Origin of the sequence: Microbacterium proteolyticum (assembly GCF_014192415.1) — a bacterium.
GTDB classification, from domain to species: Bacteria; Actinomycetota; Actinomycetes; order Actinomycetales; family Microbacteriaceae; genus Microbacterium; species Microbacterium proteolyticum.
Genome location: NZ_JACHXY010000001.1, coordinates 1,723,489 through 1,740,531 on the forward strand (window position 1 = coordinate 1,723,489; position 17,043 = coordinate 1,740,531).

A 17,043-nucleotide genomic window follows, 5' to 3' on the forward strand; every position below is an offset into this window, starting at 1 on the left:
GGGGTGAGGGCCGTTGCTGTAGCCGGTGTCAGACGCGGCGGCAGCGAATCGCGGCGGCGAGGCCTCCCGCGACCACGAGGAACCCGCCCGCGAGGGCGATGCCCCACGGCATCTCGGCGCCGGTGACGGCGAGACCACTGCCGGGGCGAGTCCCGGCGCCGACGGGCTGAGCGCCCGGCTGACCGGGCTGCACGCCGGGGTCGCCGGGCTGAACGGGCGCGGGCGTCTGGTCGTTCGTGAGCACGGCACGCCCGAGCGGGGCCGGGTCGACCACGGAGGTCGACTCGAAGTACGCCAGGGTCGCGTCGAGGTCGACCTGACCGGTGTCAGTGCGGTCGGTGCCCTTTGCGAAGGTCGCGAAGCCGTCTCCGCCGTTCGCGAGGAACGAGTTCGTCACGACCGTGAACGTGTCGGTTGCTGCGATCGGCTCGCCCTGGTACGACATCGAGACGACGCTGCCCGCGCGCGCATTGACCGCATCCTGCCGGTACTCGTAGGTGAAGCCGTCCGAGACGCCGAGGTGCAGCTTCGGGCGGTCGCCCGTGGCCTTCCACTGCTCGTTCAGGATGCCGCGGATCTGGTCACCCGTCAGCGTCACCGTCACCAGGGTGTTGGCGAACGGCTGCACGAGCGCTGCTTCCTTGTAGGTGACCACGCCGTCCTCGCCCTCGAGCAGGTCGGCGCGGAGGCCACCCGGGTTCATGAGCGCGATCTGGGCCGGGGTTCCGGCGAACTCGGGGTTCTCCGACGTCGCCCACAGGTAGACGTCGGCCACCCAGTTGCCCATCGACGACTCGACGCCGCGGTCCGAGCCCGTCGGAGTACCCCCGCGAAGGATGTCGCCGCTGATCATGCCGACCGGCTCGGCGCCGATCACATCGGCCTGCGCGACGTAGTCGGCGACCTGCGCCGCGATGGCCGCGTCGGGGGCGAACGCGCCCGCGAGCGGGAACGTGGTGCCCGAAACGGATGCCAGGGAGTCGGTGCGGGTGTTCCACGCGAGCGAGAGTTGACCCATCGCCTTGCCGTACTCCGACGCCTGGATCACCGGGCGGGTGCGGTCGGTGCCGGCTACAGCGACGTCGCACGCGTACGTCTGGTGCGTGTGCGCCGACACGATCGCGTCGATCTCGGGCGAGGCGTTGGTCGCGAGGTTGCCGAAGCCGGCCTGATCGGCCGCCAGGGCGGCGCAGTCGTTGGACGTGGCGGCTCCGGAGTGGGTGAGCAGCACGATGACGTCGGCGAGGTCGCCGGCCGTGAGCTCATCGGCCACGCGGTTCGCGGCGTCGAGCTGGTCGCCGAACTCGAGGCCGGCGATACCGGCGGGGTCGACCATGGTCGCGGTGTCGGGCGTGACGGTGCCGATGAAGGCGACGCGCACGCCGTCGACGATCTTGATCGCGTACTCGTCGAGCTCCGGCTCCTTCGTGCCCTTCTTGTACACGTTGGCGCCGAGTCCGAACTCGCCACCGCCGTACTCGGGGAGCACACGGTCGGTGAGGTCGGCGAAGCCGCGGTCGAACTCATGGTTGCCCACGGCCGAGACGTCGAGGCCCGACGCTTTCAGCGTGTCGACGGTCGGCAGATCGTCCTGGATGAGCGACGTGAACGTCGACGCACCGATGTTGTCACCGGCCGAGACGAACAGCGTGTTCGGGTTCGCGGTCTCCTTCGCCTTCACCGCACCGGCGATGACGGCGGCTCCGGCCTCACCCTGCGTGCCCGCCTCCAGGCGGCCGTGGAAGTCGTTGATCGTGAGGATGTCGATGTTCTTCACGTTCGGGTTCGTGACCTCGAAGACCGTCGTCGTACCCGAGACCTCGTTGCCCACCGCGACGAGCGGGCGACCGGTGGGCGAACTCTCGGCGGGGATGAACTCCACGCCTTCCGGACCGAGGTCGCCGGCCTGCGACAGCAGCTCGCGGTTCGCCGCCTCGTCATCGGTCAGCTCGTCCTCCACCGAGACCGAGAAGTCGCGGTTGTTGACGTATCCCGCGTAGTTCGGGTTCGACGGGTCGGTGATGTCGTAGGTCATCACGCCGCCCACGCGCTCCAGACCGATGAAGGCGTAGGTGCGCCCGTCGACCTGTCCGATGGCGAGGTTCTCGGGCTCGGGACCCTTGTCGTCGCTGCGGCCCTCGAGGGTGGACTCGGAATGGTTCGAGTTGAAGAAGTCGGGGTTGGCGTCATGTGTGATGCGCTCGAAGTCCGATCCGGAGTCGAAGACGAGGTCGCCCTCGGCGTCCCACACCGAGAACCCGCGACCGCCGAAGGTGTACAGCTCCGAGTAGCAGGTTCCGTCGGCATTCAGGCCCATGTCGGTGGCGACGTTGAGGCGACCGAGGTCGGCATCGTCGAGCGAACCGGCGAGCGGGCTGTCGGCGCAGACCGGCGCGAGGCCGTCGTCGCCGAGGTCCTTCACGCGGGCGGTGTCGGTGAAGTCGCCCCACTCGCGGCCGTCGCCCTCGTTGGCGGTGACGAGGTAGGTTTCGCCGTTCGCCTCGTAGGCCTGGATGCCATCGGGCATGTACATGCCGAACAGGCCCGGGTGACTCCTCTGGGCGTAGGTCGGCGCGTCCTCGGGGTCGCGGTCGCTCGCGTCGAGCGTCTCGACGCCGTAGTCCTTGAAGCCGAGGGGGCGGATGCCGGTGACCGCGGCCGACGCGAGGTCGACGACGGCGAGGGCGTTGGCCTCCTGCAGCGTCACGTAGGCGGTGCCTCCGGCGACGGCGACGAACTCCGGCTCGAGGTTGCGGCTCACGCGGTTGGCGGCGAGGGGCGTGCTGCCCTGGTCGGGGGCGGCGACGTCGGGTCCGAAGACGCGGACGGCGGGATCGAGCGGCTTCGAGCCGCCCTGCTCGAACGCGGCGAAGCCGGCGGTGCGCACGGCGTCCTGGCCCGGAGCGGCCTTCGCGGTGGGGAGCGAGACGACGCCGACCGATCCCTCGGGGTCGATCGAGAAGTCGTCGGCGGGCTCGCCCTCGTTGGCGACGACCGCGAACGTGCCGTCGTCGGAGATGGTCACCATGTCCGGCAGGGCGCCCACGGTGACCGTCCCCAGGACGGTGGGCTGAGCGGCATCCGCGTCGAAGAACACCAGGCGGCCGGGCGCGGTCTTGTCGGCGTCTTCGAGAGCGATCACGCCGAGGCCGTCAGAGCGGACGGCGAGGGAGTTGGCCACGCCCGTGCCGGCAATCGAGTACAACTTCGTCGGGGCGGCGGGGTTGCTGTTGTCGAGCACGTCGACGGCGCCGGCCTGCGCGTTCACGACGAACAGGCGGTTCTTGTAGGCGTGCACGATCTCGGCGGCCGATTGGTCGAAGACGCCGGTCTCGTACGTGCCGAGCGGGCGCAGGCTCACCGCGCTGTCGGCGGGGGCGTCGCGAACAGGTTCGGGGACGATCGCGGCGGATGCCGCGGTGGCGCTCGACAGGGCGAGCGCGCACACCGCCGCGGTCGTCGCGGTGAACGCGGCGGCGCGGCGAAGGAAGGTCGAAGGCATGGCTGTGTCCTCGGATTCGGGTGGGGATGCGATCCGCGCGGGCGGCGCGATCTTGTGGATTTTGCCTGGATCGCGTGACGCCCCGGTGAACGGGGGGCGAACGGGGCGCCCGCTGGCCCCGCATCCCCGCCGTCGCGAAACCCGCGGCCCGCGCGGACCGTGGCGGTCGTACGCTCGTCGCATGAGCCAGGATGCCGCCGGCGGACCGCCGCCCGGAGCCCACGCCGACGAACCCCACCGTCAGGGGCTGTCGCAGCGCCTCAACGGGCTGCGCGCCGGAGTCCTCGGTGCCAACGACGGCATCGTGTCGACCGCGGCGGTCGTGGTCGGCGTCGCGGGGGCGACCACTGCGACCGGACCGGTGCTCGTGGCCGGCCTCGCCGCTCTGGTGGGCGGCGCGATCTCGATGGCGCTGGGGGAGTACATCTCGGTGTCGAGTCAGCGCGACAGCGAGCACGCGCTCATCCAGAAGGAGCGCCGCGAACTCGCGGAAGACCCGGGTGCCGAGTTCGCCGAGCTCGTGGGCCTGTACGAGGCCCAGGGGCTCTCGCGCGACACCGCGACGCGCGTGGCGACCGAACTCACGGCATCCGATGCCCTCAAGGCCCACCTCACGGTCGAGCTGCATCTCGACGTCGACGATGTGGTGAGTCCGTGGACGGCGGCGCTGGCCTCCGCCGTGGCGTTCACCGTCGGAGCGGTCCTGCCGCTGCTCACGATCCTGCTCGCGCCCGTCGAGGTGCGCGTCGCCCTCACCTTCGCGGCGGTGCTGATCGCCCTCGCAGGCACCGGCTACCTCGCCGCGTGGATCGGCGGCGCGCGGCGTGGCCGGGCGATCCTGCGGACCGTGATCGGCGGGGCGCTGGCCCTCGGCGCGACCTACCTCGTGGGGACGCTGTTCGGCGTGGCATCCGCGTAGAACCGGGCTCCGGTCGCGAGGCGCGCTCCGGTCGCGCGAGAAACGCTCTCGCGCGGAAGAAACGCCTTGTCGACGTGTTTCTTGCACGGCAGGGCGTTTCTCGGTGGTGCGCGTCGCGTGAGGAGTGTTCGCTCCCCCTATTAATTAGTAGGACGTCCGGGTAATCTAAGGAACGCGACGACGCCGTCGCCCTCACGAAGGAGAGCCGCATGGACACCATCCCTGCTCCCGCGCTCGACGCCCCGTCCGCCGGAACCCTCTCGGCCGACGAACGCGCCGCCATCCTCGACGCCGTCCGCGATTTCGCCGCGACCGAACTCGCTCCGCACACCCTCGAATGGGATGCCGAGAAGCACTTCCCCCGCGACGTCCTCCGTCGCGCGGGGGAGCTGGGCCTCGGCGGCGTCTACGTCAAAGACGACGTCGGCGGCGCCGGGCTGACACGAGCCGATGCGGTCGCGATCTTCGAGGAGCTCGCCTACGGCGACCCCACCGTCACGGCCTACATCACGATCCACAACATGGTGGCCTGGATGATCGACGCCTACGGCACTGCATCGCAGCGCGAGCGCTGGCTGCCCGGTCTCGTGGCGATGGAGGATCTCGGCGCCTACTGCCTGACCGAACCGGGCGCGGGATCGGATGCCGCGGCCATCACCACCTCCGCCATCCGTCACGGCGACACCTACGTGCTCACCGGCGTCAAGCAGTTCATCTCGGGTGCCGGCGAGGCATCCGTCTACGTCGTCATGGCGCGGACGGGCGAACCGGGGGCACGCGGGATCAGCGCGTTCCTCGTGCCCGCCGATGCCGCGGGGCTGTCGTTCGGGCCGAACGAGAAGAAGATGGGCTGGAACGCGCAACCGACACGCGCCGTCGTCCTCGACGAGGTGCGCGTGCCGGCCGACAACCTGCTCGGCGGGGAGGGCCGCGGCTTCTCGATCGCCATGACCGCGCTGAACGGCGGACGGCTGAACATCGCCACCTGCTCCCTGGGCGGGGCGCGCTGGGCGCTCGATCGCGCGGTCGCGTACGTGCACGAACGTTTCACGTTCGGCGAGCCGCTCGCCGAGAAGCAGTCGGTGGTGTTCGCCGTGGCCGACATGGCCACCGATCTCGAGGCCGCACGGCTGCTCGTGCGCGACGCGGCCCTCGCTCTCGACGCCGGGACTCCCGACACCGCCACCCGCTGCGCGATGGCGAAGCGCTTCGCGACCGACGTCGGCTTCCGCGTGGCCAACGAGTCGCTGCAGCTGCACGGCGGCTACGGGTATCTGCAGGACTACGGCATCGAGAAGGTCGTGCGCGATCTGCGGGTGCACCAGATCCTCGAGGGCACGAACGAGATCATGCGGTTGATCGTCGGCCGGAGTGTCCTCGCCGCGTGAGCGCGTGCGCTGCTCCCGGCGGGCGTCGCCCTTCGGGTCGGGTCCGCGGCCGGTTTCGCCCCGGAGTCCGCGGCGGTTTGGGGCGGGTTCCGCCGTGTGGGGCGGGTCTTTCGCGCCCCGAGGTGCCGATCGCGCCCCGAACCCGTCCGGGTCGCCGTCGGCGCGCCGAACCCATCCAGGCCGCTGCCGGGCCGGCGGGAAACCCCTCGATAGATGTCGGGGGTGCGTGCGAACATGCGGGGGCGGGAATGTCCGCACCGCCCCATGAATGAGACGACGGGAGTCACCATGACGGAGCACGATGCCGGGCACCAGACCATCCGCGTCGAGCAGCGCGGTCGCGTCGGGTGGATCACGCTCGACCGCCCCGAGGCGCTGAACGCCCTCAACACGCAGACGATGCGCGAGGTGGTCGCCGCCGCCAAGGCCTTCGACGCCGACACGGGTGTCGGAGCGATCGTGGTCACCGGCAGCGAGAAGGCGTTCGCCGCCGGCGCCGACATCAAAGAGATGGAGCAGAAGTCGGGTCTCGACATGATGCTCACCGACCACTTCGGCGCGTGGGCGCGTTTCGCCGCCGTGCGCACGCCCGTGATCGCCGCCGTGTCGGGGTACGCCTTGGGTGGCGGGTGCGAACTCGCCCTCATGTGCGACGTGATCCTGGCATCCGACCGGGCGAAGTTCGGTCAGCCCGAGGTGCAGCTGGGCGTCATCCCCGGCATGGGCGGCACTCAGCGACTCGTGCGTGCCCTCGGGTACTACAAAGCCGCCGAGCTCGTGCTCACGGGCCGCATGATCGACGCCGCCGAAGCCGAGCGCGCGGGGTTGGTGTCGCGCGTGGTGCCGGCCGCCGAGCTGCTCGACGAGGCCGACGCCGTCGCGCGCACGATCGCCGAGAAGCCCCTGCCCGCGCTGTACGCGGCGAAAGCGGCGCTCGACGTGGCCCTGGAGTCGACGCTCGCCGAGGGAGTGCGTTTCGAACGGCAGGCCTTCGCCGGCCTCTTCGACACCGCCGATCAGAAAGAGGGGATGGCGGCGTTCCGCGAGAAGCGTCCGCCGTCCTTCACGCACCGATGAACGGCGCGGCGCGGCGTGACCTCGTGGCGGGCGTTCGTGCCCGGAGCGGGCGGTCGCCGCGCGCCGAGTTCGGCGCGGGTGCTCTGCGACGTCAGAGCGGGTCGGGCACGGGCGCCGGGTCGGCGAAGTCGCCGGCCCCCTTGCGGAAGCGCGCGATGATGCGCACCAGTGCGGTTGCGTCGTCGTCGTCGAGACCCAGATCGGCGAACACCGCGTTCAACGCCTCCGTCGCCTCGTCGACCCGGCGTCGACCGGCATCGCTCAGCACGAGCAGCGCCGCACGACCGTCGGTCGGATGCGGTTCGCGCGAGATCAGCCCGTCGCGGGTCAGACGCTCGACGGTGTTCGTGACGCTGGTGGGATGCACCTGCAATCGCGTGATGGCGCTGGCCATCGGCATCCGTCCATCGCGGGTGAAGGCGAGCAGCCGGAGCATCTCGAAGCGCGAGAACGACAGGTCGCACGGCTTGAGCGCCCGGTCGATGGATGCCATGAGCAACTGGTGCGCCCGGATCACCGAGGTCACGACCGTCATGCCGTCGGCGGCATCGTGCCACCCGTGCGCCAGCCACTGGCGCTTGGCCTCGGCGATCGGGTCGACCGGCAGTCGTCGCGTCATCGGTCCTCCTCCGCCTTCACGGTACCGCTCGCGCGACGCCCGCGCCCGGCGGTGGGGCTCGATGCGACGTCCGGCCCCCTCGGCCCTCTCAATCGCCGGGAGTGCGGGGCGAGGGCTGCGCCTGTTGACGCAATCGCGTCCCGAACCCCGCGGCAGCGCCGCCGCCGTGGCATCCCTCCCCCCGACGAAGGAGACGCATCGATGAAGATCGTGGTCCTGATCAAAGAAGTGCCCGACACGTGGGGCGAGCGTCGACTCGACCTCGAGACCGGACTCGTCGACCGCGCCGCGTCGTCGCCCGTGCTCGACGAGATCGACGAGCGAGCGGTCGAGGTCGCTCTCGCCCACGCCGACGCGCACCCGGGCACCGAGGTGACGGTCGTGTCGATGGCGCCCGCGTCGGCCACGGCGACGATCCGCAAGGCGCTCGCGATGGGTGCGACCTCGGCCGTGCACATCGTCGACGACGCGCTGCGCGGGGCCGACCTGCTGCTGACCGCCGAGGTGCTCGCCGCCGCCGTGCGGCGCGCCGATTACGACCTCGTCGTCGCGGGCAACCTGTCGACCGACGGAGGCGGAGGCGTGATCGCGGCGATGGTCGCGGAACTGCTCGGTGTGCCGCAGCTGACCGGGCTCGCGGCCCTCGAGCTGTCCGACGGTGCGGTGTCGGGTCAGCGCGTGAGCGATGCGGGCACGATGCGGGTCTCGGCCGAGCTCCCCGCGGTGGTCTCGATCACCGAGGCGCTGCCCGAGGGGCGCTTCACCACCTTCAAGGGCATCATGGCCGCGAAGAAGAAGCCGTACGAGACCGTGGATGCCGCCTCTCTCAGCCTCGAGCCCGACGACCCGGGGACCGCGCGCTACATCATGCTCTCCGTCGCCGAGCGGCCCCCGCGGACGGCCGGCACGAAGATCGTCGACGAGGGCGATGCCGGAGAGAAGCTCGCCGCGTTCCTCGTGGCCGAGGGGGTCGCGTGATGGCCGTCGCACTGGTTCTGCTCGAGGTGCTTCCGAGCGGCGCGCTCGCGGCGTCGGCGCCGGGCCTGCTGGCCGCCGCTGCGCGGGTGGGCGACCCGGTCGCCCTCGTCGTCGCCGCCCACGACGCCCTCGCCGGGGCTGCGGCCGAAGCGGCCGGTCTGGGCGCCGTCCGTGTCCTGACGGCGGCGACGGCGCCCGACGTCCTGACGGTCCCGGTCGTCGACGCGCTCGCCGCGGCCGTCGACCGTGAGCGCCCCGACCTCGTGCTGGCATCGAACGCCGTCGAATCGCGCGATGCGTTGGCCCGACTCGCCGCGCGTCGCCGGCTGCCCGTGGCCGTCGACGTCGTCGGAGTCGATCGAGATGAGATCGGCATCGTGGCGCATCACTCGGTCCTCGGCGGTGCGTTCGCCGTCGACGGTGCGCCCACCTTCGGTCCGCTGCTGGCCACACTGCGGCCGGGAGCCGTCGACGTCCGTCTCGACGCGCAGCCGGTCGTCGGCGAGGAGCTCGAGGTGGCGGCATCCGGGGTCCGCGCCGCCCGCGTCGACGGCTTCGCCGAGACCGCCGCGCCCTCGTCACGCCCGGAACTCCGCGGGGCCAAAGCGGTGGTCGCGGGCGGGCGGGGCATCGGCTCGCGCGAGGACTTCGCCCTCGTCGAACGTCTCGCCGACGCGCTCGGCGCGGCGGTGGGCGCCTCGCGTGCCGCGGTCGATGCCGGCTACGTCCCCGCGAGCGCACAGGTGGGTCAGACCGGAGTATCGGTGTCGCCGCGCCTGTACATCGCGCTCGGTATCTCGGGGGCGATCCAGCACCGCGCGGGGATGCAGACGGCGGGCACGATCGTCGCAATCGACAAGAATTCCGACGCGCCGATCTTCGACATCGCCGATTTCGGTATCGTCGGAGATCTGTTCACCGTCGTCCCGCAACTCATCAGCGCGCTCGAGGCCCACAAGAAGTAGATGGCGTCCACACCACGCACCCCGCGTCGCGGGCTGCCGCGCGTCCCCGGCGGGGAGCCCTGGCCGCCCGCGGTCTCCGGCGCGCCCGAGGGGTCCGGCGTGCCCGAGGGGTCCGGCGCGCCCGAGGGGTCCGACGTGCCCGAGGGGTCCGACGCGACGGCGGGCCCGGGGGCGACGCGTGCGGGCGATCTCGCGGGAGCCGTGCAGACGGTGCCGGGTGCGACGCGTGCGAGCGACGTCGCCGAATCCCGACCGATGGCGGCGTCCCCTGCGGGTGAGGGGTCGTCGGCCCTGGCATCCGCGGCTGTGTCGCCGACCGACGCCGACCGTGACCTCTCGCCCCGCTCCGCCGCGGGTTCGGAGCCCGATGACGCGGAAGACCCGGATGCCGTCGGCGCACGGGGCGTGACGACGGTTCGCCGCGGTCTGCCGCGGGTTCCCGGCGGGGAGCCCTGGCCGCCCGCGCCCGAGTCCGGTGCCGGTTCGCCCCGCCCGGGTGCGGCCGCCGACGCTCCGAAGCCCGAGGCCGTGGCATCCGGCTCGTCGCCGATCGCCGACGAGCCGACATCGGGGGCCGCGGCCTCCGGCCCCGAATCGTCCTCGGCGGATCCTCGGCCCGTGGCATCGACACCCTCGCCGGAGGCGCCCCCGACCGTGCAGATCGACGCCGAACCGTCCGACCCGCCGTCTCATCACGTGCCCACCGCCCCGCGCGCGCCGCTGACCGTGCGGCGGACCGTCTGGCCGGGGGCCGCGGCCTCCGCCGAGCGGCCCGCGAGGACGGACGCGAAACGCATCGGCCCCTACACGCCGTTGCAGTGGCTCGGCTCGACCGCGGTGCTCGGCGTCTTCGCCCTCGCTCTCGCGGGCATCACGGTACTGGTCGCGCGGTTCCTCCTCGCCCTCGGACCGGGTCAGGAGTTCCTCGCCGCCTACCCGGGCGAGTACCACCTGCCCGAGTCCGCGCCGGTCGGCATCCCCGCGTGGCTCAACTGGTCGCACTTCCTCAACAGTTTCTTCCTGCTGTTCATCATCCGCACGGGCTGGCAGGTGCGGAACGAGAAGCGCCCCGCGGCCTTCTGGTCGCCGCGGAAGAACAAGCGTCGACGTATCAGCCTGACGCTGTGGTTCCATCAGGCCATCGACATCCTGTGGATCGCGAACGGCGTCGTCTTCGTCGTGCTGCTCTTCGTCACGGGGCAATGGATGCGGATCGTGCCGACCTCGTGGGAGGTCTTCCCCCACGCACTGTCGGCGGCACTGCAGTACGTCTCTCTCGACTGGCCCACCGAGAACGGGTGGGTGAACTACAACAGCTTGCAGCAGCTGTCGTACTTCGCGATCACCTTCCTCGCCGCCCCTCTCGCCATCGTGAGCGGCGTGCGGCTGTCGGGCGTGTGGCCCAAGGATGCCGAGAGGCTCAACCGGCTCTACCCGGTCGAGTGGGCGCGGAAGGTGCACTTCCCCGTCATGTTGTTCTTCGTCGTGTTCATCGTGATCCACGTCGCGCTCGTGCTGGCCACCGGCGCCCTGCGCAACCTCAACCACATGTACGCCGCCCGCGGCTCGGTCGACCCGGCCGCCTTCAGCAGTGACCCGACGGGTCTGTTGATCTTCGCGGCATCCCTGCTGGTGATGGCCGTCGGCTGGGGTGCGGCGCGTCCCGCGGTGCTCGTGCCGATCGCCCGCCTCTTCGGCGAGGTCAAGCAGCGCTGACCCGCCCCGCAGGTCCGCCGCCCCCTCCCGGAGCGCATCGGATGCCGGTGCCGTCGCGCCGGGTTGACCGCGCGAGATGACCCGATCTCCCGTCGAGTCGCGTGTCATCTCGAGCGGATGGTGTGATCTCGGCGAGGGATCATCGGTCAGACCCGACCGCGCGCCCGCAGGCCCGCCGCGATGAGGTCGAGGCCGAAGGCGAAGTCGTCGGTCGCGAGACCCACGGGGTCGTCCCCGACCGCGTCGGCATCTCCCGCGCCCGTCTCACCCGCGCTGGTGTCGCCCACCGGCCCAGCGTCCGCCGTACCGGCACCGCCGCCGCGCACTCCGACGCTGTCGTACTGCACGCGCTGTTGCTCGTGCCAGGCGAAGCCGAGCACGTAGTGCAGCACCGTCGTCGCGGCGCGGCTGGCGGTCTCGACGTCGAACCCGTCGGCCACGACCGCGGCCGTCAGTCGGTCGTGCGCGAGCGGTGCGCCGAGGCCGAGCGCCAGGGTGCTCGACACCACCTCCGCGCCGTCGCGGTAGGTGAGGAGCGCATCCCGGAGGGCGTGGGCCTCGGTGCGGAGGTCGGTCCCCGTGTCGGATGCCATGCGCTGCACGATCCGGTCGGACAGCTCGGCGAGCAGGGTCTGCTTGTTGGGGTAGTGCCAGTACAGCGCGCTGGGCTGCACCTCGAGGGCGGTCGCGAGGCGCCGCATCGTGAGGTCGGGGAGGCCGTGATCGTCGAGGATCCGCAACGCTGTGCGCGCCACGTCGTCGGCGGAGTGTCCGCGGGGAGCCATGGTGTGAGTATAGTGAACGCCGTTCAAGTGAACAATGTTCAGGAAGGATCATCATGCGCACACCCGACGCCACCGACCTCGCCCGCATCGCCGTCTTCGCCGCGCTCATCGCGGTACTCGGGCTCCCCGGCAGTTTCCCGGTGTTCGGAGGGGTGCCGATCACGGCGCAGACCCTCGGAGTGATGCTCGCCGGCGCGATCCTCGGCCCCTGGTTCGGTGCCCTGTCGGTCACCGTCCTCCTGGCCCTGGCGGCGATGGGACTGCCGGTCCTGGCCGGCGGACGAGGGGGCATCGCCGTCTTCTTCGGCCCCACGGCGGGTTACGCCCTCGGCTGGATCCTCGGCGCGATCGTCATCGGGCTGATCGTGCACGCGGGCGGACGTCGCCCCGTTGTCTGGCGCACCGCGCTGGCGATGCTCGCCGGGGGGATCGGCGCGATCTACGCCCTCGGCATCCCGGTCCAGAGTCTCGTCACACGTCTCCCGCTTGCCGAGACCGCCCTCACCAGCCTCGTCTTCGTGCCCGGTGATCTGCTGAAGGCGGCGGTCGCCACGATCGTCGTGACGACGCTGGTCAGGGCGTACCCGCGGGGCTTCCGCCGCGAGTGGTACGCGCCGGTCACCGGACGGCGACCGGCCGAGGTCGCGGTCGACGCGTGATCCGCTGCGCGGGCATCGGTGTGCGCCTCGGCCAGCGCGAGGTGCTCCGGGGCCTGACCCTCGACCTCGACGCGCGGACGGTCGCGGTCATCGGCGACAACGGATCGGGCAAATCGACCTTCGCCCGACTCGTCGCCGGCCTCGTCCGCCCCTCGGCAGGCGACCTGCGGGTGCTCGGACTCGACCCGCAGCGGGATGCTGCTGAGCTCCGCCGCCGCGTCGCGCTCGTGCTGAGCAACCCCGACGCGCAGATCGTCATGCCGACCGTCGCCGACGACGTCGCGCTGTCGCTGAGGGCGGAGAGCCTGCCGCGCGGGGTGCGCGATCGCCGGGTCGCCGCCGCGCTCGGACGTTTCGGGCTCGCCGACCTCGCCGACCGTCCCTCGCACGATCTCTCGGGTGGACAGAAGCAGCTCCTCGCCCTGTGCGGCGCCTTCGTCCGCGCGCCGCACCTGGTCGTCGCCGATGAACCCACCGCCTTCCTCGATGCCCGCAACGCCCGCCTCGTCGCCGACCACCTGCTCGCCGACGCCGGACACGCGCTGCTCGTCGTCACCCACGACCTCGCCCTGGCGCGCCGCTGCGAACGGGCCGTGCTCTTCGCCGAGGGGCGGGTCGTGGCATCCGGACCCTCCGACGAGGTCGTCGACGGCTACGCTGCGGCCGTGGCGTGTTGAGCCTGTACCGCCCCGGTGAGGGGTGGATGCACCGGATGCCGGCGGGTCCCCAGCTCGCGGGGATCGCGTTCGTGGCGGTGGCGCTCGCGGCATTGCCGTCCGCCTGGGGGAGTGTGCCCGTCGCCGTCGGGGTGGCATGCGGGCTGTATGCCGGCAGCGGCATGGGGGTGCCGATGGGGATTCGGATGCTCGCCCGACAGGCGTGGGCGGTGCGCTGGATCGTCTTCGTCACCGCGGGAGGGCAGCTGCTCTTCCTCGGGCCCGAGGCCGCCGCAGCCAACACCGCACGGGTCGCTGCGACGTTGGTCGTGGCCGGGCTCGTACCGTTGACGACTCCCGTCGGGGCCGTGCTCGATGCGATCGAGCGGGGGCTGCGACCCCTTCGCCGGATCGGCGTCGACGCCGAGCGCGCCGCTCTGCTGCTGACGATCTCACTCACGACGATTCCCGTGCTCGCGCGCCTGACCGCCGAGGTGCGCGACGCCCAGCGTGCGCGGGGCCTCCGTCCCTCCCTCGCGCGCGGCGCGTTGCCGCTGCTCATCCTCGCCCTGCGTCACGCCGACGATCTCGGAGATGCCCTCGCCGCCCGCGGCATCCGATGACCCGCATCCAGGAGGCTCTCTTCGGAAGAACCCACGTCGCCTGAGCGGCATGGCACGTCAGTCGCGCGCCGCGTGCCCCGCTGCGAATCCGTCCGCGTACGCCTCGTCGGCGCCCTGGCGGAACATGTCGCGGGCGGGGTCGCGCACGATCGATCGTGCCCCGGGGAGGTCGAGGCCTCCCACCAGGTCGCCGCGTCCGCGCACGACCGCGACGGGGCGACGCGAGGCCTTGCCCTTGACGAGGTCGGTGGCGGCGGCGATCTCGTCGGCCACGCACGGCAGGGTCACCACGAGGGGGCGGCCCTCGGCATCCGTCGTGCCGCGGAGGTCTTCGAAGACGTGGATGCCGGCGGCCCCGATGGCGTGGTCGGTCTGACCCTCGCGCCAGGCGCGGCCGAGCGTGTCGGTGATGATCACGCCGACACGGGCGACCGTGCGGAGACCCTCCGCCAGGCGCCGGGCCGACGCGTCGGGATCGACGGGCAACAGCAGCACGGTGCCCTCGGGAGTGTTGCTGGCATCGACGCCGGCGGCGGCCGAGACGATGCCGAGGGGGTTCTCGACGATGCGCGTGACGTGTCCGGTGGGGGAGGTGCGGGATGCCACGAGGCGCACGGTCTCTCGCGTGATCGCGTCTTCGCGGTCCGCGGCGTGGATGATCCGACCCTCGGCCTTCGACACGATCTTGCTCGTGACGACGACGATGTCGCCGTCCTGCAGGGGGGCGGCCAGGGCACCGAGGATCACCCCGACGAGATCGTCTCCCGGGGTGATCTCACGGATGCCGTCGAGGGCCCAGACCTGCAGCACGTCAGCGGACGAAACGGACCTCGGTGAGCTCCTCGCCGAGGAAGGGCTGCGTCTGCGATGCGCCGTCGAGCGTGAAGCCGTTGCGCACGTAGAAGCGGTGGGCGCGGGGGTTGTCGTCGGCGACCCAGAGGTACAGGCCTTCGCCGTCTGCGACCGCGGCGTCGAACAGCTGCTGGCCGATCCCCGTGCCGTGATGCGCGTCGAGCAGGTAGATGAAGTACAGCTCGCGCTCCCGCGGGGCATCGTCGTCGCGGGCGGGACCCGAGCCGACGAAGCCGACGATCTCGCCGTTCACGAGCGCGGCGTGCATGCGATAGTCGTCGCCCTGGGAGGCCCAGTGGGTCCAGAGCTCGGCCATGCGGCGGGGCGAGACGGCCTCGAGGGCCGCCTTGCTGATCAGGTGGTCGTACGTCTCGTGCCAGCAGGTGGCGTGCACGCGGCCCAGGGCCTCGGCATCCACATCACGCACCGGACGGACGACGATGTCGGTTCGGGTTTCCGCAGTCATGGCGCGACTCTACGCGCGGGATCGGCCAGGGTGAAATCCGCCGTGGGCCCCCTCGCGATGGGGTAGGGGAGTGCATCACGAGCCGCCGTGTCAGGGTCCGTCGAGTGTCCACAACACGCCGTATCGAGAGGAACGCAACGGCGTGTTCTGGACATTCGATGTCGCCGTGGCACGTGCGCGTGCTCGATCCGGGGACTCCCGGTCGACGGGTTTGTCGAGTGAGCACAACGCAATGGCCGATTCGTCGTCGGATCGCTACGCTCGCCCCTCGTGAACGTCCTCTGGCGCACCCTCCTCGTGCTCTTCCGTGCCCGCCGCCGCCTCCGTCGCGAGGGTCCCCTCGACCCCCACACGGTGACGCGCCTGCGCCTGCGGGTGCTGCCCACCGACATCGACGTACTGCGCCACCTGAACAACGGTCGCTATCTGTCGTTGTTCGACCTGGGGCGGTGGGACCTTCTCACCCGGTCCGGACTCGTGGCGGCGATGACGAAGGAGGGCTGGTACGCCGTCGTCGCCGCCGAGACGATCACCTTCCGCCGATCGCTCGAGCTGTGGCAGCGGTTCGATCTCGAGACGCGCCTCATCGGCCACGACGACCGGGCCGTGTACCTCGAGCACCGCGCCCTCGTCGGCGAGGAGATCTACGCGCGCGCGATCATCCGCGCGCGGATCCTCCGCCGCACGGGCGGCACGGTTCCCCACGACGAGTTGTTCGCCGCCGTCGGACGACCCGAGGGGCTTCCCGACATCGAGCCGTGGGTGCTGGAGTGGGCCGCGGGCTCGGCACTGCCGTCGACGAAGCGTCCGGCCCCCAGCGTCTGGGAATGACCGCGCCGGATCAGCGACCGAAGCGGGCGTCGAGCCAGGCGACCTGCTTCATCAAGTGACGGTATCCGCCGCCCTCGTGGCCGTTGTAGGGGTACTCCTCGATCGCGGCGTCGTCGGACGCCAGCGCGTGGAACGCCGCGAACACCCCCGACGGCAGCACGACGTCGTCCATCAGGGCGACTGAGAAGTACGCCGGCACGCTGATCCGGCGCGCGAGCACCGCGCCGTCGACGTGCGACAGCGTGTGCAGCACGCGGTCGGCTTCGTCGCGGTGCACCGAGAGGAAGCGCGTGATCTCGGTGAACGGCGGCGAGGGCGTACGCACGATGGCGTTCGGGAAGTCGCAGAGGAAGGGCACGTCGGGCATGACCGCCGCCGTCGCGTCACCCGAGAGAGCGGCCGCCGCGATCGCGAGCCCGCCGCCCTGGCTTCCGCCGGTGACGGCTATCCGGTCGGCATCCACTCCCGGCAGCGCCCGCACCTCGTCGACGAGACGGACCGCGTCGGTGATGAGCCGGCGGTAGTAGTACTCCTGGGGATCCAGGATGCCGCGCGTCATGACGCCCGGGTGGGCGGCGGCCGATCCGTGCGGATCGGGTGTGGCTCCCACGCTCCACGTCGAGCCCTGGCCGCGCGTGTCCATGATGACGTGCACGTAGCCGGCCGCGGCCCAGTTCGTGCGCTCGCCGGGAAGGCCCCGTCCGCCGCCGTATCCGATGTACTCGATGACCGCGGGGAGCGCCTCGTCGCCGTGCGGACGCACGACCCAGCCGCGGATCTCGTCGCCGTCGAAGCCGGTGAAGGTCAGGTCGGAGATGCTGAGCGCACGCATCGGGGCGTCGACGGGCGTCACGCGGGTGGGGCCGGCTGCGGCCCGCGCCTCGCGCAGCGTCTCGGTCCAGAACGCGTCGAGTCCGGCGGGTTCGGCGAGACCGGGGCGATATGCGCGCAGCGACTCGATCGGCATGTCGGTGAAGGTCACGGCCATGGACATCGACAGTAGCGGC

At 71.6% G+C, this 17,043-nt stretch carries 16 protein-coding genes; 10 read left to right on the forward strand and 6 right to left on the reverse strand.

Annotation, left to right across the window (positions count from 1 at the left end; all coding sequences use genetic code 11):
* Positions 1-28: 28 nt before the first annotated feature.
* The gene (locus FHS07_RS07900; protein WP_183419278.1) at positions 29-3,502 is read right to left on the reverse strand and encodes a choice-of-anchor I family protein; all 3,474 of its coding nucleotides are present in this window, start codon (positions 3,500-3,502) and stop codon (positions 29-31) included.
* A gap of 181 nt (positions 3,503-3,683) precedes the next feature.
* Between FHS07_RS07900 and FHS07_RS07905 the strand changes: the two genes are divergently transcribed.
* The 3 genes from FHS07_RS07905 (at position 3,684) to FHS07_RS07915 (ending at position 6,886) form a co-directional block, all read left to right on the forward strand.
* Positions 3,684-4,421 carry a VIT1/CCC1 transporter family protein gene (locus tag FHS07_RS07905; RefSeq protein WP_183419279.1) on the forward strand — a complete coding sequence of 246 codons (738 nt, stop codon included), beginning with the start codon at positions 3,684-3,686 and terminating at the stop codon, positions 4,419-4,421.
* A 209-nt stretch (positions 4,422-4,630) separates the two neighbouring features.
* Positions 4,631-5,809: an acyl-CoA dehydrogenase family protein gene (locus FHS07_RS07910; protein WP_183419280.1), complete on the forward strand. Its 1,179-nt coding sequence runs from the start codon at positions 4,631-4,633 to the stop codon at positions 5,807-5,809.
* A gap of 288 nt (positions 5,810-6,097) precedes the next feature.
* Positions 6,098-6,886, forward strand: a complete 789-nt coding sequence (locus FHS07_RS07915; protein WP_183419453.1) for an enoyl-CoA hydratase-related protein — start codon at positions 6,098-6,100, stop codon at positions 6,884-6,886.
* 91 nt (positions 6,887-6,977) lie between these two features.
* Here the strand turns inward: FHS07_RS07915 and FHS07_RS07920 are convergent, their stop codons facing one another.
* Positions 6,978-7,505 (reverse strand): MarR family winged helix-turn-helix transcriptional regulator, encoded by a 528-nt coding sequence (locus FHS07_RS07920; protein WP_183419281.1) that lies wholly within the window; start codon positions 7,503-7,505, stop codon positions 6,978-6,980.
* A 201-nt stretch (positions 7,506-7,706) separates the two neighbouring features.
* Between FHS07_RS07920 and FHS07_RS07925 the strand changes: the two genes are divergently transcribed.
* The 3 genes from FHS07_RS07925 (at position 7,707) to FHS07_RS07935 (ending at position 11,164) form a co-directional block, all read left to right on the forward strand.
* Positions 7,707-8,483, forward strand: coding sequence for an electron transfer flavoprotein subunit beta/FixA family protein (locus FHS07_RS07925; RefSeq protein ID WP_183419282.1), 777 nt, complete (start codon positions 7,707-7,709; stop codon positions 8,481-8,483).
* Positions 8,483-9,448 (forward strand): electron transfer flavoprotein subunit alpha/FixB family protein, encoded by a 966-nt coding sequence (locus FHS07_RS07930; RefSeq protein ID WP_183419283.1) that lies wholly within the window; start codon positions 8,483-8,485, stop codon positions 9,446-9,448. The genes FHS07_RS07925 and FHS07_RS07930 overlap by 1 nt, the downstream gene beginning before the upstream one ends.
* A 99-nt stretch (positions 9,449-9,547) precedes the next feature.
* Positions 9,548-11,164 carry a cytochrome b/b6 domain-containing protein gene (locus FHS07_RS07935; RefSeq protein WP_343054642.1) on the forward strand — a complete coding sequence of 539 codons (1,617 nt, stop codon included), beginning with the start codon at positions 9,548-9,550 and terminating at the stop codon, positions 11,162-11,164.
* Between the two features lie 146 nt (positions 11,165-11,310).
* On the opposite strand, the gene FHS07_RS07940 is transcribed toward FHS07_RS07935, so the two are convergent.
* Entirely contained in the window at positions 11,311-11,949 is a 639-nt protein-coding gene (locus FHS07_RS07940) for a TetR/AcrR family transcriptional regulator C-terminal domain-containing protein (RefSeq protein WP_183419285.1), read from the reverse strand.
* Between the two features lie 53 nt (positions 11,950-12,002).
* Here FHS07_RS07940 and FHS07_RS07945 point away from each other — a divergent pair, with 53 nt between their 5' ends.
* From FHS07_RS07945 to FHS07_RS07955, 3 genes are read left to right on the forward strand one after another with little or no spacing between them, the layout of a single operon-like run.
* Positions 12,003-12,608, forward strand: a complete 606-nt coding sequence (locus FHS07_RS07945; protein WP_183419286.1) for a biotin transporter BioY — start codon at positions 12,003-12,005, stop codon at positions 12,606-12,608.
* Positions 12,605-13,285, forward strand: a complete 681-nt coding sequence (locus FHS07_RS07950) for an ATP-binding cassette domain-containing protein (protein WP_183419287.1) — start codon at positions 12,605-12,607, stop codon at positions 13,283-13,285. Before FHS07_RS07945 ends, FHS07_RS07950 begins: the two co-directional genes overlap by 4 nt.
* Positions 13,279-13,887, forward strand: a complete 609-nt coding sequence (locus FHS07_RS07955; protein ID WP_183419288.1) for a CbiQ family ECF transporter T component — start codon at positions 13,279-13,281, stop codon at positions 13,885-13,887. Before FHS07_RS07950 ends, FHS07_RS07955 begins: the two co-directional genes overlap by 7 nt.
* A 57-nt stretch (positions 13,888-13,944) precedes the next feature.
* Here the strand turns inward: FHS07_RS07955 and cofE are convergent, their stop codons facing one another.
* Positions 13,945-14,697 (reverse strand): coenzyme F420-0:L-glutamate ligase, encoded by a 753-nt coding sequence (gene cofE, locus FHS07_RS07960; RefSeq protein WP_183419289.1) that lies wholly within the window; start codon positions 14,695-14,697, stop codon positions 13,945-13,947.
* A gap of 1 nt (position 14,698) precedes the next feature.
* Positions 14,699-15,205: a GNAT family N-acetyltransferase gene (locus FHS07_RS07965; protein ID WP_183419290.1), complete on the reverse strand. Its 507-nt coding sequence runs from the start codon at positions 15,203-15,205 to the stop codon at positions 14,699-14,701.
* Between the two features lie 270 nt (positions 15,206-15,475).
* Here FHS07_RS07965 and FHS07_RS07970 point away from each other — a divergent pair, with 270 nt between their 5' ends.
* Positions 15,476-16,036, forward strand: coding sequence for a thioesterase family protein (locus FHS07_RS07970; RefSeq protein WP_183419291.1), 561 nt, complete (start codon positions 15,476-15,478; stop codon positions 16,034-16,036).
* Positions 16,037-16,046: 10 nt separating this feature from the next.
* On the opposite strand, the gene FHS07_RS07975 is transcribed toward FHS07_RS07970, so the two are convergent.
* Complete coding sequence (locus FHS07_RS07975; protein WP_183419292.1) at positions 16,047-17,024, reverse strand: acetylxylan esterase; 978 nt, start codon at positions 17,022-17,024, stop codon at positions 16,047-16,049.
* Between the last annotated feature and the right edge of the window lie 19 nt (positions 17,025-17,043).

Bases quoted from the DNA above. Each gene is read 5' to 3' on its own strand.
- FHS07_RS07900 (WP_183419278.1), bottom strand. From the start codon at position 3,502: ATGCCTTCGACCTTCCTTCGCCGCGCCGCCGCGTTCACCGCGACGACC.
- FHS07_RS07905 (WP_183419279.1), top strand. From the start codon at position 3,684: ATGAGCCAGGATGCCGCCGGCGGACCGCCGCCCGGAGCCCACGCCGAC.
- FHS07_RS07910 (WP_183419280.1), top strand. From the start codon at position 4,631: ATGGACACCATCCCTGCTCCCGCGCTCGACGCCCCGTCCGCCGGAACC.
- FHS07_RS07915 (WP_183419453.1), top strand. From the start codon at position 6,098: ATGACGGAGCACGATGCCGGGCACCAGACCATCCGCGTCGAGCAGCGC.
- FHS07_RS07920 (WP_183419281.1), bottom strand. From the start codon at position 7,505: ATGACGCGACGACTGCCGGTCGACCCGATCGCCGAGGCCAAGCGCCAG.
- FHS07_RS07925 (WP_183419282.1), top strand. From the start codon at position 7,707: ATGAAGATCGTGGTCCTGATCAAAGAAGTGCCCGACACGTGGGGCGAG.
- FHS07_RS07930 (WP_183419283.1), top strand. From the start codon at position 8,483: ATGGCCGTCGCACTGGTTCTGCTCGAGGTGCTTCCGAGCGGCGCGCTC.
- FHS07_RS07940 (WP_183419285.1), bottom strand. From the start codon at position 11,949: ATGGCTCCCCGCGGACACTCCGCCGACGACGTGGCGCGCACAGCGTTG.
- FHS07_RS07945 (WP_183419286.1), top strand. From the start codon at position 12,003: ATGCGCACACCCGACGCCACCGACCTCGCCCGCATCGCCGTCTTCGCC.
- FHS07_RS07965 (WP_183419290.1), bottom strand. From the start codon at position 15,205: ATGACTGCGGAAACCCGAACCGACATCGTCGTCCGTCCGGTGCGTGAT.
- FHS07_RS07975 (WP_183419292.1), bottom strand. From the start codon at position 17,024: ATGGCCGTGACCTTCACCGACATGCCGATCGAGTCGCTGCGCGCATAT.